The organism is Spirochaetota bacterium, from assembly GCA_040756435.1.
Lineage (GTDB): Bacteria > Spirochaetota > UBA4802 > UBA4802 > UB4802 > UBA4802.
The window spans coordinates 43,747-64,914 of sequence record JBFLZD010000007.1 but is presented as its reverse complement, the minus strand read 5'-3'; the positions used below and the strand labels follow the sequence as shown (position 1 = coordinate 64,914).

Sequence of the window (21,168 nt, the reverse complement as noted above, 5' to 3'; positions counted from 1 at the left end):
TTTGATCATTTTCATCTAACACAGCACTTTTTAAAAACTATTGATAAATTACGAATTCGGGAGGTTAAAAAGGTCTGGCAACGAGAATAGATGATTGTATAAAGAGACACGGTGGTTGTTGTTTAAAATGCTTATAAATCTTATTGTAACGAGATAATGAAATTGATCCAAATACCGGAGCTGGCAAAATTTGGAAGGCAGATTGAAAAATGGAAACAGTATATCAGGAATTCATTGCGCGAAAATTTCAAATAGCTTTGCGGAAGGGATAAATACTAAAATAGTCATACCGTAAATGGCCTGTGGATATAAAGATTATGAATATTTCAGGTTGAAGATAATTCAACAGTTCAATCTTAAAGAAATCAAATCACTTTATGATGGATAAGGTTTCCCAACAATCCGGAAAGAGTGAGAAATCACTTATTAATGGATAAGGTTTCCCAACAATCTTGGAAGAGGGTAATACGATTATGTCACAAAAAATATAATAAAGCTTTTTTGCAATATGCCGATACACTAAATGGAAACGAATAGCACGAGGTATGTCAGAATGTTTGAATACAGCAAAATGATGCAAACCAATTATCTACTTGAAAAGGCGTTAGATGTTGAGTCATTGCGCCGTAAGGTGATAGCCAACAATATTGCTAATGTAGATGTGCCCCATTTTAAGCGCAGTGAGGTTAATTTTGAAAGTGAGTTAAAAAGGGCAATAGCTCATAATATGGATCCAATGAAGAATGTTAAAGCCCTTAAAACTGATCCTCGACATTACGATTTCTTTGAACCAAAAGATATAACCAGCGTACAACCTCGTGTTAATTTAGATTATACAACCACATACCGAAATGATGGCAACAATGTGGATGTAGAAAAAGAGATGGTTGATGCGGCAAAAAATCAAATGAGATATAATGCATACGTAACAAGTTTAAATGAGAATTATAAAATGTTAAAAATGGTAATGAGAACAGTATAGTGAGGTAACATTATATGGGAATGTTTGATAGCTTCAACATAGCATCTACCGGATTAACCGCTCAGCGATTGCGGATGGATGTTATCAGCAATAATATTGCCAATGCAACAACCACACGCACACCTGAAGGTGGACCGTATAAACGCAAACGGGTGATATTTGCACCAGTCAATATAAGGCCATTTTATAAATCCCCATTGGTTCCCAAACGTATAGATCATGGTGAGCCAAAAGGCGTACGGGTTGTAAAGATAGAAGATGATAATTCAGAATTCAGGCTTGTATATGACCCGTCACATCCCGATGCAATTAAAACAGGACCAAAGCAGGGATATGTTGAAATGCCAAACGTAAACGTGGTTATGGAAATGACTGATTTAATATCTGCATCACGTTCGTATGAAGCCAATGTAATGATGATTAACAATGCCAAATCGATGTTTTCAAAGGCACTGGAAATTGGCAGAGGTGGCGTATAAATTTTTTTTAATAAAGGAGTAATGACATGTATTTTGAAAAAGGATATATAAACGAAATAAACTGCTCACATGAACTATCGACTCCACCCACATTAAACAGGCGAAAAAGTCAGTGGCAACAAATGGGGATTGGTGAGCGACCTATAATAGAATCAAGAATACTTTCAGGGAGTGTGCGATATGATTCAGGAAAATAATGGAATAACAAAATCAAATATCTTTGTGATGAAGACATCGCATCCTTTGCATTACAGCGATAAGCCGCAAAAACAGCAGGATGATGATGTTGCCAGTTCATTTATGGATGCACTGAAAAACGCTTTAGGGAAGGTTAATGACCTTCAGGTGGATGCTGAAGATCTAACACAGCAGATGATATATGAACCTGAATCGGTGGATATTCACACGGTGATGATTGCACAGCAAAAAGCCGAGATTGCGTTAAGCTTAACAAAAGCAATTCGTGATGAGGCAATCAGGGCATATCGTGAACTTATTAATCTCAGGTAAAGAATGATGCATTGTTACCATAATTTTTCATTAATTATTCCTAAATATGGAAATTTGAACAAAATATAAAATACTGTATACCCCCGCCGCCTTCGGCGGCGGGGGTATACAGTATATTATATTTTATTGTTTAAAACAACATTTATAATATTCAACTTGACATATACAAATTAATATAATATTGTAATAAAATATGCTATGTATTTTTCGGATTTTCTTATTAATTACAAGGGGGCTTTTATGATACATAAGTGGTATATAAAACAACTGACATTCCCTGAATTGCTGAACAGGAATGCAATACGGTTTGGTACCCGGCGTGCACAATGGTGGAAAACTGGTCCAAACACTACAACATCCATAACCTACGCAGAGTTAGGAATTATAGTAAAACAGTTAACTGCTGGCCTTATGAGCTTAGGAGTTGAAAAAGGTGATCGCGTTGCAATAGCTTCTCATACAGCGCCACAGTGGTTATGGGCTGATTATTCAATACTATGCGCTGGTGGCATTACGGTGTGTGTATATCCAACACTTTCAGCAAAAGAAATGAGTTTTATTATCAATGATTCCGGATCTAAAATTTTATATGTGCAGGATGAAGAAATTTTATCACGAGCTCTGAGTGCAATACAGGAAATGCCAACACTGGAAAAAATCATCATACTGAAAGATGAGTACAAAGGCAATGATTCACGTATTATAACGCTACAACAGGTAAGGGATTTAGGAATTAAACTGTTGGCTGAAGATAAGCTTGCGTATGAGCGACGATGGAGATCGGTTAACATACTTGACCCAATGACTATTGTGTATACATCAGGCACCACTGGAAGGCAAAAAGGTGCTGTACACACTCATTTCAGTATCAATGCAGCATGCTGCAGGGATTTGCGTATTGTTCCGGAATATCGTGAAGATGATGTGTTACTTTCATTTTTACCACTTGCGCATACGTATGAAAGAGAATGTGGTCACGGTACCGCTATGATGGCTGCTGCAACCATTGCATACTCGTCGCCAATGACGTTGGTTGAAGATTTACAAATTTTCAGGCCAACGGTTTTTATGTCGGTTCCAAGAATATATGAGCGCATTTTTATGGCAATGCGTGATATGGCAGCAAAATCACCAATCAAGAAGAAAATCTTTGATTTTGCAATTAAAACCGGATTACAACTCACAGAAGCCCGTGCAGATGAAAATGGATTTGTTGATATGTCCGAAGGAATTGATTTTACAGAAGGTGTTGGCAGGTGGCTGGCATTTAAATACAAATTGGTTGATAAGCTTGTCTTCAGCAAGGTACGTGAAAAATTGGGCGGCAGATTCAGATTTGCATTTTCAGCAGCGGGTAGCTTGCCTGCAGATTTATGCAAGGTATTTATGGCCATGGGGGTCAGGATTTATGAAGGGTATGGTGCTACTGAAACCTGTAATACTGTTAATCTGAACCTGCCACATAAAGTGTTGCCTGGCTATGTAGGGCCGGTGTGCAATGGTGTAGAAGGGCGTGTGGCAAGTGATGGCGAATGGCAGGTGCGTGGTGACAATATATTCCTGAATTACTGGAATAATCCTGAAGCAACAAAAGAGGCTTTTACTGAAGATGGTTTTTATAAAACCGGTGATGTAGTTCAGATGGGGCCTGATGGATATATCAAAATTGTAGACAGGAAAAAAGGGATAATGGTTCTGGATACTGGTAAAAACGTCCCTGCTGCAAAGATAGAAAGTTTATTTTCTGTATCACGATATGTTGATATTGTATTCCCAATAGCTGATGACAGGCCATTTGTTGGCGCGCTGGTTGTTCCTAAATTTGATGTTTTTATTGAAATGTTTGATAAAGAAGGAATACCATACGATAAATCAAAACTGGTATTCTTTGGCGAGGGTGCGGCCAGGATGTGTGTTGGTGTTGGGGAGGATTTTATTGAGAATGAAAAGCTGAAAAAATTGGTTGATGAGGATATCCAGTTAGCAAACAGGGAACTTGAAGAGTATGAAAGAGTAAAAAAATATGTGATAATAAACAGGAAGTTTACTGAGGCAACCGGGGAAATGACTCCAACTCTTAAGGTCAAGCGTAATATCATCATGAAAAATTTTGAAAAAGAAATTAACGAGTTGTTTAAAAAGTAGTCCTTCTATTTCACCCTACCAATTTAAATGGTGGGGTGAAATTCATCTCAAGGTACCATCCTTTTTTCCATATAAATGTACTGAAATATATGCAGTGATTGGAATACATAGAAACATACCAATACTACCTATGATTGATTTAACTATCTCACTTAAAATAGGATTGTAGTTAAATATCATCCATACAGGCATTCCTGGTTGTATGCGCATAGAGATAAGTAGTATTAATGACAGCGAGCTTCCTACATAAGCCAGTATTAATGTATTAACCATTGATCCTAATATATCTGTACCAATATTCAGAACAGATTTAAACGCGTCTTTATACGGTAAATCTGGATTAGCGCTATAGAATATCTTAAATTGTCAAGCTACAACACATGTTGTATAAAAGGTTGACTTTGCATTAATGTATCAATAGAATAAATACAAAAGAATAGTAGATGGAATGTATCTATTATCTTGCCACAACGTGAGGGCATGGATAAAAAATTTCCTTTGGGTGAAGTTTTATGAATAGAGATATCATTAACCTTCCACAACCGTCATTTGATGGTGAAATGTCGGTGGAAACAGCGCTTGTTAGGCGCCGTTCGGTGCGAAGCTTTTCTAATACTATGCTCACTTTACAGGAACTATCGCAAATACTGTGGGCTGCCAATGGTATATCACAGGGTAGCTATCGTACTGTCCCATCGGCAGGTGCAACCTATCCCTTAAACTGCTATGCGATAATTGGAGATGTAGAAAAATTAGAAAAAGGTGTGTATTGGTATAGTGTAAAAAACCATGGATTACAACGCATGATGCCGTATGATTTGCGCAGTGCTCTGTGCAGGGCAGCTTTGCATCAAACGTTTATTGAAGAGGCACCATTGGTTATTGTAATAACTGCTGTCTATGAACGAACTACCGGGCGTTATGGAAATCGAGGTATACAGTATGTACATATGGAGGCAGGACATGCGGGACACAATATTAGTTTACAGGCTGTTGCATTGGGATTGGGCTGCGTCATGGTTGGGGCTTTTCATGATGACATGGTTAAAGATATATTGTCATTAGAAAAAGGTGAAGAGCCACTCTATATTATTCCCGTTGGAAAACCTGAATAAATAAATAATTGAATACCCCTTATTTGCTGGGGTATTCAATTTTACAGTCATTGTTCCTGAATAGTGTTTCAGGTAATGGTAAATTTACTATTGTTTTTTAGTATTAATCTTCAGTGGGACATATAAAGGGCAAAAGCTTACTGCGCTGGTTAATAAAAAAACCACGGCAAGGATACCTAGTATAATGGCTGCAGTGCCTGTAATTTGCCCGGTAAAGTAAAGCACAATGATTACTATGGCAATTATGGTTCGTAATAATCTGTCAATTGTACCCATATTTTTTTTCATTGTCATCCTCCTGTAGTATTATAGTATATAGTATTATACTGAAATATTAAGTAAAGGTCAAGCTGCGTTGATATTTTTTTGCACTTTAAAAATTAAAACGTCTGTCCTTTTTGATAATAATCCCTTGACATGAGTACAATCTGAAAATAGAATGTTTCTTATTATAACTATCTACAATAATATATAAAACGTTGAGTGAATAATACAATGTATATTTGCCGGCTTCTTATTATATATGGTGTGTATCATTCAATGTATATTAATAAATTTGCGATCCGGAATAATTTGTAATGAAATAGTATAGTAATCAAAATGAATAAGAAAACATTGAATATAAAAAATATCTAAGGATATTTGAAATATTGTTACCATGAATTGTATTCATCTTAATAAAGTAATAAAAATTACTGTTTGCCATATAGTGCCGTATAAAGCCTTTATATATGCTATCGTAGTAATGATACTGTTATCAGCGTTACAGGCTTTTGCGGGCACGGTAGTACTTGATGATACCAACGATACCTATGATACCACTCCATATATTAGTATTTTGGAAGATACAACCTCACAGCTTTCTGCAGAGGATATAATAAAGCATGGTTTTCTAACAAAATTTAAAGATAATACAAGAAAAGGCATTAATGAAGGTTATTCAGATTCTTCATGGTGGTTTTATTTTTCTGTACATAACAGGTCATCGCATACACATTGGTTAGTGGATTTGTCATTCCCAACAATGGATTATTTTGAATTTTACCATGTAAATGAAAAAGGCATCACTTGTATTGCAAAAGAAGGTGATATTTTCCCATTTTATCACAGAAAAATTGCACTCAATAATTTTATACTTCCCCTGACATTGGATTATAATGAAAAAGCTCACTATCTTATACGTGTTAAGACAACAAGCGAAGTTATCATCCCTTTAAAAATACGGACATATTCATCACTATTGGAAAATAGCATAAAAGAATATGGTGGGCTGTGGTTTTATTTTGGCATAATGATAGCAATGTTTTTGTACAATTTATTTTTATTAATAACCTTACGAGACATTAGCTATCTTTATTATATACTATATGTATTATTTTCAGCTTTAAGCAATATCAGTTTTAATGGATTAGCATATCAATTTTTCTGGCCCAACTCCCCATGGTTTCATAATGTTTCAATAGTATTCTTAGGAAATCTTGCTGTTATTTCTTTTATGCTATTTACACGTAATTTCTTGATGACCCGTAATTTTTTACAGTGGTATGACACTCTTATACAAATATTTATTGCATTAATTGTCCCTGTAATAATTGCAATACCACTTGCACCTCTTTCGTTTTCAATTATTTGCCTCAATACTGTAGTAATTGCTGCAACTTTACTTGCATTTATAGCATGTTTAATAGCGATTAAAAATCAATACAGACCAGCATATTTTTACTTAGCATCAATGGTTGCTGTTTTTTTTGGTGTGAGTCTTATCAGTTTACGTAATTTTGGTATTCTGCCTGATGTATTTATAACCCGATATGGTTTTCATTTAGGTACCAGCATTGATGTCATCTTGTTGTCGATAGCATTAGGATACCGCTATAACCTCATAAAAGATGAAAATGAAAAGCTTGTGATTTTAAAAAATGAAATTGAAATAGCACAAACAATTTATAACTCTATAGTACAGACTCAGATTCCTCAATTGCCAGATGTTTCAATTGAAGCAGTAATACTACCTGCTGAAGTAATAGGTGGGGACATTGCTGAAATTCAACAAATAGATGAACATAAGGTAGGGATACTTATTGCTGACATCTCCGGGCATGGTATACCTGCTTCTATTGGTGCAGCAATGGTTAAGATGGCATGTGGTAGTGCTAATCAATACGCTGCTTTACCTGATAAGTTTTTACTAGCAATTGAGGAAGCATTATGCAGTAGGATTGGGAATCAGTTTATAACTGCTGCATATGCTGTTATTGATACAAAAGAAATGATTTTAAAAACCAGTAATGCCGGGCATTACGCAACAATACTATGTAAGGGGAATGATTCTATTCTTCAGCTCAGGCCTAAAGGAGGAGCTATTGGTTTTTATCAGAATCCTTTTTTTTCGGTGGAAGAGGAAAAAATTAGCAAAGGCGACAGGATTATATTATTCACTGACGGTATAATTGAATCAAGAAATGCTAAAGGGGAACTGTTTGGTGAAGAACGATTGCTTGAGGTTGTCCGTGAGTCTAAAAAGAAAAACATCTTAGCTTTAAAGAATGAAATAGTAACTGCTGCATACAAATGGATTTACCCCAAGAAAAAATTTGAAGATGATTTTACATTGATAATTGTAGATATACTATAAAGGTATTTTATACTATTTCTGTTCCAATGCCTGCATTTGTAAATATTTCTAAAAGTACCGCATGCTCAACTCTGCCATCAATAATGTGAGTTTTGCCAACACCTTCTTTTAATGCGCTTAAGCAACAATTGACTTTTGGTATCATCCCTCCGGTAATTTTGTTGTTTACAATGAGATTATTTACTTCTTCTTTACGCAGTGTTGATATAAGTGCATTATCAATCTTAATGCCTTCAACATCAGTCAAAAGTATTAATTTTTCAGCTTTCAGTGCTTCGGCCAGTTTGCCGGCTGCAATATCTGCATTGATATTATAGGTTACACCATTCTCATCGCATCCAATGGGTGCAATAACTGGAATAAATTTTTCTCTGTCTAATGTTTCAATAATCAGGGGATTAACCTGCTTAATGGTACCCACCTGCCCGATGTCCATCTGCTGTCCATTCACGTCATGATATATCTTCTGGGCAACAAAAAGATTGCCATCTTTACCTGATAATCCCACAGCTTTTCCGCCAGCCAGATTTATATAATTAACTATCTCTTTATTTACTTTTCCCACAAGCACCATTTCAACAATTTCCATGGTTGGAGCATCAGTCACTCGCATGCCGCCAACAAAGGAGCTTTCGACTCCAACCTGTTTTAAGAGTGTGTTTATCTGTGGTCCACCGCCATGCACTATTACTGGATTAATGCCAACGTATTTTAACAAAACCATATCCTGTGCAAATGAACGTTTGCCCTCATCAGTTTCCATGGCATGTCCACCATATTTTATGACTATGGTTTTGCCATAAAATTCTTTGATATAGGGAAATGATTCAATGAGAGTATTAACTTTTTCAATGTATCGTTTCATGAAATATATACCTCTTTTTGCTGCGGTATTGGAAGTGAACCAGGCACATCATCAGGTTCAACGGCATATAATGGCGAAATTTCTATTTTTTCAACAACTTTTGGAATTACTATATTTTTTTGTAAAAGCCATTTTTTGTAAAGATTTATCATAAGTTCCTGCGCAGTGTCAACCGAATCAACACCTGATTTGTTTTTTACGGGAGCAAATTCTTCTTCGCGTTTCGTTTCAATGATGAAATTGTGTTCAGTTAATGGCAGAGCATCAAAAACAAACTTTTCAAATTTATAGCCGGTGATAGTTTTTTTTCCATCATTTGAATATTGTGGAATGGATTTTTTAGCAACATGGAAGGGTAGTGAAATATTACCTTGTGCTATTTTTTCAATGAAGTGTGTATCAAAAAGATGAATAGCAATACTACCTGCACTGTACCGTAAATTGCCCCGCTCATCTTTTTCGTATTGTTTTTCCTGTGGCAGGTCAGAATATTCAACAACACCTATCCTGCCATTGGAAAATTTTACAAATACGCCAATTTTCTCTTCAGGGTATGCTTTTTGTAATGCCTTACTTGAAACTTCGGCATTATGTTTTACATGAAAACCAATAAAAACAGGGTCAATAATGCGAACCAGCGGGTTGTCAACCTGGAAGTATGACAGCACTTCAATACCCATGTTTAAAAGTTTAGAAAGCGTACCCGACTGGTATAATGCCGTTAAACTTCCCCCATGACCATCAGGATTCCTGAAAATTGAATATGGTGTTTCTAAAATAAGTTTTCCCTGCTCATCAAGGGAAGGGATCATATTTTGTTTAAATATAAAAACTTTGTCATTATTCAAGGTAAAGAAGTTATTTTTTTCAAAATAGTCCACCGTTGCATTGTGATTAGCTTCTGATGTCATGATGCACCATGGGATATCAATCCCATACTTATTTTCATATGCTTTTATCTTTTCAGCGTGAATTTGGAATAGTGTTTTATTGCTCACTGGTCCTATTGGGAATATACCTTTTGGACCATCAAATCCCAAACGGCTTCCCTGTCCACCGGCAACCACAAATGCGGCAACCTTGCCCTTCTTGATAGTATCAATTCCAACCTGTTTTGCATTTTCAAATTCTTTGTGTTCTTCCGGCGTTTGTGGCAGACGGGTGAAAGGAGCAGGTTCAAAATCCATTGGTATGGTATGCTTTTTGGTAAGAACAAATAGTTGGTTCAATTCATCAAAATTTATGAGCGATAGTTCCTGTAAAAGATGTCTTTTTTGCTCACTGGTCAGATGATCCCAGAAGGCAAACACATGTTCATTGCCTGACTGATACACTTTATTTATTATATTATCGTAGCCTTCAAAGGAAATCATGGTAAGCCCATCCACTGGTTCATATATATGTTATAGTAGCAAAATGCATATGCATTTCACAAAAAAGTATTGATTTAACAAATACTTCGGCGAATTTATCAAAGGTTGTTCTCATCCCAATTTATGTATAGTTTTACTTAAGTTATTTTGCCGCAAAATGGTTATTGGTATTTATATTACTATAAAACTAGAATGATTTAGCAACTGATGCTGTAAACCCCTTAAAATGATTATCATATTTGTTGTCTTCATCAGTTCCATAATCCAGGTAATGAAGCTGAATGTACTGATAACGATACCCAGCTGTAATTGTTGTTTCGACAGCCTGAAGGTAATATGCCAGTTGTAGGGAAGAATTAATTCCAAATGAATAAAAATTTCTATTCTCCGGGCTACCTGGAGGCGGGTTTTCAACTGTTTCCAGTCCATAACCGTAGATGCCAGATACTATACCAAGAAGATACACATTTGAAATAATTGGGAATGAAAAACCAATACCTGCACCTGGTCCAACTCCATGATTTATGCCATTATCATTGTCAGAATTAAAATCAAAAGCTAAATACTTCACTCCTGCAAAGCACTTGATATACCGGGAAATCTGATAGTTAAGGGTACAATCTACATCGTATCTCCTGTATCTTAAAGAATTATTTGCAGAAATCTTCTGTTCATATTTATTTAAGGTTGCAAGAGCAATTAAAGTGATGCTCCATTTGTCTTCAAACTGATAAGAGATAGTTGGGCCCACAAATAAAGCTGGTTCAAGATTGGAAGTACCTAACAATTTGCTTTCCATTTTCCAGTCGGCATACCATGCTGATATACCAACACCAAGATCAGCAGCATATAGTGTTGATGCAGCAAAAAGAATTGCAAACATCATAATGTATATTTTTAGTTTCACAATAAAAACTCCTTTATAATAGAATTAAAAATTTATTCCCAGTGAAACGATTTCACTATAAGGAAAGTAAACCCTTTAAATGTATGCTCGTCCTTTTTACCATAAGGATCATCAGTATCATATTTTGATTTTATAAGCTGATATCTATAGCCAATTGAAGTGGTTAAACCTGCTGAAGCTGCATAATATGCTAACTGTACTGCTGTATTATAGCCATATTCAGTAAAATCTCTTGTGCCAGCATTATCTTTATGGCTTCCCCACAAATACAGGACTGAAGCATTTCCAAGAAAATAAAAATTGCCAATAACGGGAATAGTTAACCCAATACCACCACCAGGCCCTGCGCCATGATGTATACCATCATTGTATGTAAAACCTAAATATTTACCACCAAAGAAAAATTTCAGGTATCTTAGTAATTGATAGTTTATAACTAAATCAGAATCATAGCGTCTGATTTTTGTTGTTTCGCTATTTTCATTTGTCATTTCATACGGTATAGGCGTAAACAATGCTACCAGTGTAGTGCTCCACGATTGAGTAAACTGATATGAAATAGATGGACCAATGCAAAAAGCAGGATCCATTTTGGTGGTTTTATCATCAGGGCTATCTGGGTTATACATTTTCCAATCAGCATACCAGCCGGAAACTCCCACACCAAGGTCACCTGCATGCAGTGGTAATGTAACAGTTATTGATAAAAATAAAACAATTATCATTGTGCGCAATTTCATAGCTTTCCTCCATAACAAGAGTTTTCAAAATCTGCGTAAGTAGCATATCATGAAATTAAATTTTTACAATTACATAAATTAGTAATCATTTATTGATACAAATTAAAAAGATATAGTACATGCTTTTTTAATTTTGTAAATAATAATATTTTAAAAATGTTTGATAATAAACCATGCTATCAAAGGCGGTGGGAGCGCACTTTATTTAATATTTTTATTTATTTTCTTATGTTTATACATTCGTGCATCAGCCTTAATCACAATCCCTTTACAAAATCTTCCATGCGGTCCATGGCTTCTTTGAGCTGTTCCATAGATGTGGCATAGGCACAGCGAATGTGATTGTCATAGGCGCTTCCAAAGGCAGTGCCTGGCACCACAGCAACCTTATGGCTTTTTAAAAGCCCAAGGGCAAAATCCCGTGAGGATAATCCTGTTGGTGATATATCAGGAAAAGCGTAAAACGCACCTTTGGGTGGCAGGCAGGGTAGTCCCATCTCGTTTAAGCGTGCAGTGATGAAATTTCGACGTTTCAGGTACTGCGAACGCATTGACGCAACATCGCGCTGTCCCCTTTGTAAGGCTTCTAATGCAGCATACTGCGCTATGGATGGGGCACACAGTGCGGTATACTGGTGAATCTTGTTCATTGCGCTGATAATGGGTTCAGGTCCACATGCGTATCCCAGGCGCCATCCAGTCATAGCATACGCTTTGGAAAAGCCGTTTAGGTAAATTGTGCGCTCAACCATTCCGGGTATGGATATGATTGAAAAGTGTTCTCCATTGTACGTAATGGCATCATAGATTTCATCTGAAATAACGATTAAATTGTGGGCAATAGCAATGGCAGCTATCGCCTCTAAATTTTCTTTACTGATGGATGCACCGGTTGGGTTTGAAGGATAGTTGAGCATTATGGCTTTTGTTTTACTGGTAATGGCCTTTTTTAAAGCATCAATATCAATGGCAAATCCATCTTTAAAATGGGTGGCGATAGGAACCGCTTTTCCATACGCCAATTTAATGGTTGCTGAATATGAAACATAGCAGGGCTCAAAGTAGATAATTTCATCACCGGGATTAACAATGCTTCGCAGTGCAATGTCAAGGCCTTCGCTAACACCGATGGTTACAAGCACCTGGGTTTCCGGGTTGTATTCAACATTATGATTTTTTTTAATGTGTGCTGCAATAGCCTGCCTGAGCTCTAACAAACCTTTGTTGGATGTGTAATGGGTGTTACCATCTTTTATGGCATAAATGCCTGAATCAGAGATACGCCAGGGTGTAACAAAATCTGGTTCGCCAACTCCCAATGAGATGCAGTCAGGCGTATTGTATACAATATCAAAGAATTCACGGATACCTGAAGGTGGGAGCGTTTTAACATTGTCTGATATACAATTTTCTATAGTACTGTGCGATTTGACTAAGTGCAATTTCATGAACAGCTCCGTAATATTATATAGAGTTAATTCTTAGTATCATTTCCAATTTGTGACTTTTTGAAAAGAGAAATTAAATTTAAGATTTCCCCCAACTACATTTGTCAAAATGACAATATAAGTACATGCATCAGGTTTGCTGTATTACCTTACAGTATACGTTTTGGTATAAACACCATAAACAGGCATACCCAGAACATTATAATAAAATATAATATACAATATTGTATATAATTCTGCAATAAAAATTTTATAATTTCAATGTAATTGTTATCATCATTATTCAATGGCATTTTTCTCCTGTGTTTGTGGTTGTTGTGGTAGTGGAGATGTTTTATACAGCAACACATATATAATTAACGATGCTATCACTATAAGCACTATCGACAAAATTTTATATTTGCGCAATATAAATCCAGAAAGAGCAATCAGTATTCCTGCAACTAAAATTGCTTCCATTGTATGGTGTAGAATATACGAGGTTATATCCATGGTAACTATCTCCAAACATTTAATATACTGGCTTGTAGTCAAAGCGGTGTATTGCTGTAATGTAACGGATGGTATGGGTTTTATAGCGCATAATAATGGAATGCGTCTTTGCCCCTCCTGCCATAAAGCGCACACCAGGAAGTAACTCCCCATCGGAGATGCCAGTTGCTGAGAACATAATGTTCTCACCTTTTGCAAGGTCTGACAGCGTGTAAATCTTATCTAAATCGCTAATGCCCATGGCATTTACCATCGCCTTATCGTTTTCATCGCGATAGATAAACCGTGCCTGCATATCGCCATCCAGGCATTTCAATGCTGCTGCCGATAGTATTCCCTCACGAGCACCACCAACACCCATAAGCATATCAATAGGGGTATCATCAAGTGCCGTGGCGATGGCTCCTGAAATATCGCCATCCTTGATTAATTTAATCCTTGCCCCTAAGGCCCGTATGCGTTCCACCAGTTCCCTGTGGCGCTCACGGTCCAGTATACACACGGTGATATCTTCTATGTACTTCCCCTTTGCACGGGCAACGCGCTTTATGTTAACTTCAGGGGATTGGGTGATATCAATAACTCCACGGCCTTCCTTGCCCACAGCAATCTTTTCCATATAAATTGGTGGCGCATTGAGCATGGACCCGTGTTCGGCAATGGCGATAGCTGATATGGTATTGTACCCACCTTGCGCTAAGGTAGCATGTCCATCAATGGGGGTCAGAGCAATATCTACCTCTGGATGATCAGCATGACCCATAATGTTTCCCTGCGCTAAAGGCGAGTGGGTATCATTTACTCCCATAATGATATGTCCTTTAAATGATACTGTTGAAAATACCTTGTACATGGCTTCCACGGCATTTTTTGAAGCAATTGCCTCATCGCCTCTGCCATAGTAACGGGCAGCCCACAGAGCTGCTGCCTCGGTAACACGGACAACTTCCAATGCTAAATTGCGATCCATAGCTTTCTCCAGCAACCAGTGTTGATACAGTCTCAATCTGTATAAATATAATCAAAAATTGTCAAATTAATATTTGATTACCACTATGTGGTGTAGAATGCCACTTAGCGTAACCCTATCTTTTCATATAGGAACTGACTTTGAGTAATAATGCAAAAATGTGTATATGAGTTACCATCGCAATAATATATATGTGCGCATCATATTACTCAAAGCATAAACCAAAACATATATCAATGCACATATAATAAGGAGTGCATAACGCTGTATGCTCATCAAATTATAGGTATTACATCAATTTAGGCGGTGGCATTGTAGTTTGTAGAATAATACAGATAAGGCCAATAATCATGATGTGTGGTAACATAATAACAAATACTGTTAAAAGATATCTTCATATTGCTTAGTTGAGGAATACTGATACAACCGACAGAAGCGTAGAAAAGAAAACGTTTGTCTTTGTTATAAATGGAGTAACTAAGATAATAGGCTGATATACTATTAGCTGTGTAAAAGTATACTTATATTTTATTTTAAGCTATCAGCTTTAGTTGTGGGGCTATTGGGTGGCGAGTTTCACCAATTCTGGCGGTGGTCCCCAGTAAAATTGACAACACGGGATGCCTTCTTCTAAATAAAATGAAAATGTGTAGCCGCTAAAGCGATAGTTATCGGTATTTTCTTCACTGTCTAATGCAGCAAGAAAATCATACAGATAATTCTCTACACAATAGGCTATAACCTTAGCCAGTGACATCTTACATATTTTGCGCACATCCATCACAAACTCATACTCATTCTCATACAAATACAGATGTACCCGCTTCCAGGTTTGATACCGCTTTCTATATTGCAACCGTTTATAGCTTTTTACCGGGATGCGTTTATACGAGAGCACATAGTTTATAAAATTAATAATAAAGGTATGCAGTGGTAATTTATACAGAGGTGCATAGTGTTTGAAAAGTTCTAAATGCTCAGAAACAATACAGGTGGTCGTTTCTATATTCATATGTTCCCTCCAAAGTATATGTATAACACAATCATACTACTATCGGAACAAATTGCAACTACAAATTGAAATATAATATAAAAAACTGTGCAAATAATAATCAGCAATGCTGATAGGGATATGTTCTATTGGATAATAAACATAAAGCCATCCAAAACAGGAAATGGAAGGAATGATGGAAATCTATACTACAAATGTGTTATTGCAAAACGCCATTTACTATTAAATACCATAAATAACTTTGTATTCATTATACTATATAATGAACTCGTATTAAAATAATTTGAGCAATGATGCTATCGTTGCCTTTTTTTGTTGTATGTAAGTAAAGCTGTATGGGGATGTATACATACTCTTTTTTTGCAAAATCAAGGTGTATTGTGATTCCATTGTGGCAAGGTATCGTTTTGATTGAGGGTCTAATGTAAGAATATTGGCAGTGGGTAGTATAAAGAGACGACTGTACAGGGTTGAAGCAATAGAAAAAAGATCAGGGGACAGTTTTGCCTCATCGCTTTCAATTGTAGTTGGCAATAGTTTATTCTTAGAACTATCGTATAGCGTGATAAATGCGTTATTCAGGAAAATAGCAGTATTTCCCATCATATGCAATGATGGATTGAATGAACCGGGTAAAACTCTCTGTGTTTTTCCCGATTGCAATGAATACAGGTTCACCGTATAACCTCCGGGAAAGCCTGCAGTATAGAAGACAGAATTATTGGTAATAAAGACTTCGGCCGGGGTTATGGCAGTAAAAAGCTTTTTCCATGATAGATTGTTGTGCACATAGACATCATAATTGCCGGATGATCCACTGACAAAAAGCCTGTGACTGCTGTGATCTAAAATCACTGTGTTTTCATCCCACTGTGGGGTGCTGTCACGACAAAGGATTTCTTTTCCCGGGTAACTATCGCCCATAACCTCAACAATGCAGTTGTTATTTTTAAAATAGATTGAATTGCCATCCCGGGAAAAAGAATAATCCATACCTGCAGATGAAGTTTGTAATACTTTGATGGTTTTCTTTGGTATATGAATCAAGAGCAATTGTGGCTGGGGAATTTTATTGGTGTTGAAATATTTTACAGCAATGTATGCACCGTTAGATGAAATGCGTGCTGATATAACTGTTCCTTTGAACTGATACAACGGGTATGCTTTGCGGGTAGCGATAGTATTGATGATAACAACATTTGTGTTACCGTATTCTTTTATATAGATAACTTGTTTCCCGTTGAGCCATCCTGCATATGCAATACCAGAATCTATAAACTGTGCCCCAATACTCTGATAGTAATCAAGGCGTGTGAAAAACAATTTCTGGTATTCGGCTGAAGATGTACTCAGGTATACCGAATCAAGCGGTATGCCACGAGCATACAGGGGCAGCCTCAAAGCAAGCACCATCAGGATAATGTGCATTACACGCATTGGCAAATAGATGTGCACTAGTTTAATTAGATTTTGCTTTTTCTTCAGTACCTGGTTCCTTCTTTTCCTTTTCTACTGCAGGAATGATAAATCGCTGACCAGGAAAGATTAAATCAGGATCTTTAATCTGATCTTTGTTGGCTATATAAATAAGAGGCCACAGGCGTGCATTGTTATATACTTTAAGAGCTATTCTCCACAGGCAATCACGTGCTTTGGGATTATACTGGACAATATATTCTTTGTATTCCTTTTTTGGCTCTTCTTTAGTAATAACTTCTTCTCCTTCTTTAGCTTCTTCTTGCATTGCAATGGCTTCTTCCTTCTTTTCCATAGCTATGAGCATTGAATTTAGTACCGTTATTGCTTGCTGTGAAGCGTCGTATGATTCAATATAATTTTCTTTTGAAAAGAGATCCTGACTATTTGCTATAAGTTTTTCAGCTTCAGTAAGTGTTTGTGCCATCTCTTGGGAAGATTCCCTTTCACTGACCTGTGTGTAAAGGCTTTTTGCGGCTTCCAGGGATTCAGATGCTTTTCCTTTTTCAATAGCTATTTTTGCCTGTAGTAAAGATTCTTTTGCCCCCTGCATTGCTGCAATTGCTGCAACTATGTTTTGCTCTTCAAGTTTTGTAGTGGCTTCATTAATTTTTTGCTCGGTTTTTGACAATTCGTCTTTTGCAAATTCATCACCACGCTGGGTGCGCAGTGATTCTTTTTCATTTTCCAGTACTACAAGCTGTTCTTTAAGTTGCGGAATCATTGCCAGTGATTTGGCTTTTGCCTCATTAGCAAAGCCAATTGACTCTTTCGATTTTTGAATTGATGGCCGATAGTTTTTATCGGCATTAAGCCTGGTTGCTTCATCCAGAGAGCTTGCAGCCTGTGCATATTCAACATTTGCAAATTCTTTGGCGTTAAGCATTTCAGCCTGCTGCAGGCTTTCATTGGCTTCTGTAAGCATATCGCTTGCATATAGTGGCAGAGACTTTTCAATAGCTTTTTGGGATTCTGCCAGTGATTCTACTGATTTTTTTTGAGCGTCCTTTGTTTTATCTTCTTTTAACAATGTATGCGTGTCATAAAGGTATTGTTTTGCCTTCTCCAGTTCTTCAGGTGCATACTTGTCTGCCTTTACTTCTTCAGCTTCGGTTATCCCATAGCGAGCTTTGGACATATCTCGTATAGGAAGGTCAGAAGCACATCCAATGGAAAGTGTGATGCAGGCAGCAATCATATAGCAAAAAATATTTTTCATGGCGAATATCTCCTTTACAAAGATTGTATCTTGCTATCCTGTATACGTTTAATAGAACTATCAATAGTGTATATAGCATAAAATATCAAGATTTATTTTTAAATATTTTTGTGCGATAGTTATCGGGAAATAGTTTTTTTATTGACAAAAAAGTACTGACATGTCAGTACTAAAAAATCCAATGTTCTCCTTGCCAGCAAATTATCCCATTGTTTAATAAACGTGGTTGTGATGCATTTATATGAAATATTAATATTATGCACTGATTTTTCTTTGTATGGTAACGCATGACATTCAAGTGGCATTATGATGATACTATTGAGCAAGTATTGGTGTATGGTAATTGTACTATGAACAATAGTAACAAGGATTGTTGAAATTATAGTAAACGGCGATAGTTGAAGCTTGATAATAAAGCTTTCATTTCCCTGCGTTTTACGATATGCATCTTTATAGTGCGGATACATTGGGATTTAGCATGACATAATAAAGTGTATGCATACTTGGGGTTATAATTGTAGATGATTAAAATATGGATGTATCTATATTCCATGAGGTACCACCATGAAAACTAGTAATGCCATAATAAAAATTGCAAGTAGATGTGTTACTTTGTTAAAATTTATATTCTTTCCTGCCATTATGCCATTAATACTTTGCATGGCTCCTTGTTACACATATGCTGAGGTGATACAAATACATGATACAATGCCTGATAAAATTCCAGTTATGTTAGAATATGTTGAAGACAGAAACAACAAGCTTGTATTGAGTGATATTATTAACATAAAAAAATGGGAAGCGGTGGGAAAAGAAACCGCAAATTTTGGATTTACTGAAAGTGCATACTGGTTCAGGTTTACCATCAACAACTTTTCCAAAGTACATCATACGGCGTTTCTACGCATTTCCTATCCCATGATTGACTATATAGAATTCTATAAACCTCTTGAAGATGGGAACTATGGAAAAGAAGTGGCGGGTGATAGTTTCCCTTTTAAAAAAAGAGCGATAACTGATGTAGGTTTTGTGTTTTTGCTGGATATGTATCCTGGAGAAAATACTTATTATTGTAAAATTGTAACCACAAGTTCACTAAATTTTACCACAACCATATTTTCAGTAAAAGGATTTTTAGATCACCTTAATATTGAGCAGCCTCTTATATGGATATATTACGGGCTTATGATCATTATGGTAATATTTAATTTATTTGTGTTTGTATCTATACGAGATATTTCATATTTACTGTATGTTCTTTTCATAGCATCCTGGATATTGTTGCAGATGAGCCTGAATGGCTATGCATATCAATATTTGTGGCCCAACCATGTTTGGTGGGGAAATAATTCACTGCCGTTTTTTATGGCATTGACTATAACAAGCTGCTCCATTTTTTTACTGCGTGCAACTGATGTTTTATGGAAAAGCAGGAAAATGATAATAGCTAATATGGTATTAATAATTATACCAGGCATTATAATAGTACTTTCCAGTCTGGCAATACAATATAAATTAGCAATTAAAATAGCAACTGGATTTACAATATATGCAGTATCGGTATTATTTCCCATGCAGGCGTATGCATTATTGAAAAAATCACGGATTGCTCGTTTTTTTGCAGTTGGTTTTTTAGGATTATCCATAGGGGTTTTGTTATATGCTTTAAAAACTTTTGGAGTACTGCCAACCACATTTGCAACCCAGTGGAGTATTCAGATTGGATCTGCTTTTGTTGTGCTATTTTTGTCTTTTGCATTAGCTGACCGAATCAATGTTATGCGTAAAGATATTGGTATGCTCTATGAAGAAAAGAAAGTGAGTGAAGCAGAAGCATTACAAAAAGCATCCCATCTTGAAGCCATTGTAAGTGCTGTCAATGTTATATCAAATGATTTTATTCAGGTAAGTCGTGAACTTGAGTTAATCAGTAAAACTTTTTCAGAAGTTTCAGGTAAACAGGCTGAAATGACAACTCACATCCAGGATTCGTTTTCCGGTTTACAGATGTCGTTAGAAGAACTGCATAACGCTTTGAAAGCTCAGAAAGAGCAGGGGAAAAAATCACAGGAATATGTGGTTACAATGGAAAATGCATATACTGCACTTATTAATGAAAATAAACGATTTATAGGTATTATTGAATCTATTGTTTCAAGAGCAAAAAATGCTGAAAATACCCTCAACACTATGATCACTAATATGAATGTACTCCAGCAGGGCAGCCATGAAATTGAGCAATTTGTTGCTGTAATAGATGAGATTTCGGATAAGATTAATCTACTTTCATTAAACGCATCAATAGAAGCTGCTCGTGCTGGGGAGGCAGGAAGGGGCTTTGCTGTTGTGGCAGACGAAATTGGGAAATTGGCTGCAGCAACTGCTGAACAGTCAGGGATGATCAGTCAGCGTGTTGCAAGCATTGCGCAGGATATACATTCCATAGTTGTACTTTCACAGGATTCAAATACAGCACTTTCAGATATCTTTTCACTAATTGGAACTGTTAAAGATGGTATAGTATCGTTTCAAAAGGTTGTCAACAATCAGACTGATGAATTGCAAAAGGTTAAAGAGCAAGTTATTCAAATTGATAAACTATCTAATGATATATTCCAGTTATCAGAAAAAATTAAAGATGTAATGACTAACACACTGGAATCAATAAACATCATTTCATCAATGGCTGATAGTATTGCCACAACAAACAGCAAAATAAAAGAATATTCAAAATCCATTAGTGAAAAGTCTGACAGGCTATCCCTGTTGGTAAAGGGATAATGTACTGCATGAATTTTTT

The 21,168-nt window shown here is 36.3% G+C and carries 21 protein-coding genes; 8 read left to right on the top strand and 13 right to left on the bottom strand.

Features of this window, described 5'->3' with window-relative positions; genetic code table 11:
- Nucleotides 1-553: 553 nt before the first annotated feature.
- From flgB to AB1444_03570, 5 genes are all read left to right on the top strand, one after another.
- On the top strand, nt 554-982 hold the full coding sequence (flgB, locus tag AB1444_03590) for a flagellar basal body rod protein FlgB (GenBank protein MEW6525735.1): 429 nt from the start codon (nt 554-556) through the stop codon (nt 980-982).
- Nucleotides 983-996: 14 nt separating this feature from the next.
- Nucleotides 997-1,461 (top strand): flagellar basal body rod protein FlgC, encoded by a 465-nt coding sequence (flgC, locus tag AB1444_03585; GenBank protein ID MEW6525734.1) that lies wholly within the window; start codon nt 997-999, stop codon nt 1,459-1,461.
- Nucleotides 1,462-1,487: 26 nt separating this feature from the next.
- Entirely contained in the window at nt 1,488-1,658 is a 171-nt protein-coding gene (locus AB1444_03580; protein MEW6525733.1) for a hypothetical protein, read from the top strand.
- Entirely contained in the window at nt 1,642-1,971 is a 330-nt protein-coding gene (gene fliE / locus AB1444_03575; protein MEW6525732.1) for a flagellar hook-basal body complex protein FliE, read from the top strand. Before AB1444_03580 ends, fliE begins: the two co-directional genes overlap by 17 nt.
- Before the next feature lie 240 nt (nt 1,972-2,211).
- Nucleotides 2,212-4,116 carry a long-chain fatty acid--CoA ligase gene (locus tag AB1444_03570; GenBank protein ID MEW6525731.1) on the top strand — a complete coding sequence of 635 codons (1,905 nt, stop codon included), beginning with the start codon at nt 2,212-2,214 and terminating at the stop codon, nt 4,114-4,116.
- Between the two features lie 42 nt (nt 4,117-4,158).
- Here AB1444_03570 and AB1444_03565 read toward each other — a convergent pair whose 3' ends face one another.
- Nucleotides 4,159-4,473 (bottom strand): YibE/F family protein, encoded by a 315-nt coding sequence (locus AB1444_03565; protein MEW6525730.1) that lies wholly within the window; start codon nt 4,471-4,473, stop codon nt 4,159-4,161.
- A gap of 155 nt (nt 4,474-4,628) precedes the next feature.
- On the opposite strand from AB1444_03565, the gene AB1444_03560 reads away from it, so the two are divergent.
- Nucleotides 4,629-5,231 carry a SagB/ThcOx family dehydrogenase gene (locus AB1444_03560; GenBank protein MEW6525729.1) on the top strand — a complete coding sequence of 201 codons (603 nt, stop codon included), beginning with the start codon at nt 4,629-4,631 and terminating at the stop codon, nt 5,229-5,231.
- 87 nt (nt 5,232-5,318) lie between these two features.
- Here the strand turns inward: AB1444_03560 and AB1444_03555 are convergent, their stop codons facing one another.
- Entirely contained in the window at nt 5,319-5,519 is a 201-nt protein-coding gene (locus AB1444_03555; GenBank protein ID MEW6525728.1) for a DUF2892 domain-containing protein, read from the bottom strand.
- Nucleotides 5,520-5,889: 370 nt separating this feature from the next.
- Here AB1444_03555 and AB1444_03550 point away from each other — a divergent pair, with 370 nt between their 5' ends.
- Nucleotides 5,890-7,866 (top strand): 7TM diverse intracellular signaling domain-containing protein, encoded by a 1,977-nt coding sequence (locus AB1444_03550; GenBank protein ID MEW6525727.1) that lies wholly within the window; start codon nt 5,890-5,892, stop codon nt 7,864-7,866.
- 7 nt (nt 7,867-7,873) lie between these two features.
- Here the strand turns inward: AB1444_03550 and argB are convergent, their stop codons facing one another.
- The 11 genes from argB to AB1444_03495 form a co-directional block, all read right to left on the bottom strand.
- Nucleotides 7,874-8,731 (bottom strand): acetylglutamate kinase, encoded by an 858-nt coding sequence (gene argB, locus AB1444_03545; protein MEW6525726.1) that lies wholly within the window; start codon nt 8,729-8,731, stop codon nt 7,874-7,876.
- Nucleotides 8,728-10,104, bottom strand: a complete 1,377-nt coding sequence (locus AB1444_03540; protein ID MEW6525725.1) for a UDPGP type 1 family protein — start codon at nt 10,102-10,104, stop codon at nt 8,728-8,730. The genes argB and AB1444_03540 overlap by 4 nt, the downstream gene beginning before the upstream one ends.
- Before the next feature lie 187 nt (nt 10,105-10,291).
- On the bottom strand, nt 10,292-11,011 hold the full coding sequence (locus AB1444_03535; protein MEW6525724.1) for a hypothetical protein: 720 nt from the start codon (nt 11,009-11,011) through the stop codon (nt 10,292-10,294).
- Between the two features lie 32 nt (nt 11,012-11,043).
- Entirely contained in the window at nt 11,044-11,751 is a 708-nt protein-coding gene (locus tag AB1444_03530) for a hypothetical protein (GenBank protein MEW6525723.1), read from the bottom strand.
- Nucleotides 11,752-12,008: 257 nt separating this feature from the next.
- Complete coding sequence (locus AB1444_03525; GenBank protein MEW6525722.1) at nt 12,009-13,199, bottom strand: aminotransferase class I/II-fold pyridoxal phosphate-dependent enzyme; 1,191 nt, start codon at nt 13,197-13,199, stop codon at nt 12,009-12,011.
- A 279-nt stretch (nt 13,200-13,478) separates the two neighbouring features.
- A complete protein-coding gene (locus AB1444_03520) occupies nt 13,479-13,691 on the bottom strand; it encodes a hypothetical protein (protein MEW6525721.1) in 213 nt (70 codons plus the stop codon).
- Between the two features lie 19 nt (nt 13,692-13,710).
- Nucleotides 13,711-14,661 carry a class II fructose-bisphosphatase gene (glpX, locus tag AB1444_03515; GenBank protein ID MEW6525720.1) on the bottom strand — a complete coding sequence of 317 codons (951 nt, stop codon included), beginning with the start codon at nt 14,659-14,661 and terminating at the stop codon, nt 13,711-13,713.
- Nucleotides 14,662-15,220: 559 nt separating this feature from the next.
- The gene (locus AB1444_03510) at nt 15,221-15,673 is read right to left on the bottom strand and encodes a hypothetical protein (GenBank protein ID MEW6525719.1); all 453 of its coding nucleotides are present in this window, start codon (nt 15,671-15,673) and stop codon (nt 15,221-15,223) included.
- Nucleotides 15,674-15,946: 273 nt separating this feature from the next.
- Complete coding sequence (locus AB1444_03505; GenBank protein MEW6525718.1) at nt 15,947-17,110, bottom strand: hypothetical protein; 1,164 nt, start codon at nt 17,108-17,110, stop codon at nt 15,947-15,949.
- Between the two features lie 22 nt (nt 17,111-17,132).
- Nucleotides 17,133-18,368 carry a hypothetical protein gene (locus AB1444_03500; protein MEW6525717.1) on the bottom strand — a complete coding sequence of 412 codons (1,236 nt, stop codon included), beginning with the start codon at nt 18,366-18,368 and terminating at the stop codon, nt 17,133-17,135.
- Between the two features lie 119 nt (nt 18,369-18,487).
- A complete protein-coding gene (locus tag AB1444_03495) occupies nt 18,488-18,835 on the bottom strand; it encodes a hypothetical protein (protein MEW6525716.1) in 348 nt (115 codons plus the stop codon).
- A 97-nt stretch (nt 18,836-18,932) separates the two neighbouring features.
- Between AB1444_03495 and AB1444_03490 the strand changes: the two genes are divergently transcribed.
- Nucleotides 18,933-21,149: a 7TM diverse intracellular signaling domain-containing protein gene (locus AB1444_03490; protein ID MEW6525715.1), complete on the top strand. Its 2,217-nt coding sequence runs from the start codon at nt 18,933-18,935 to the stop codon at nt 21,147-21,149.
- Nucleotides 21,150-21,168: the final 19 nt, after the last annotated feature.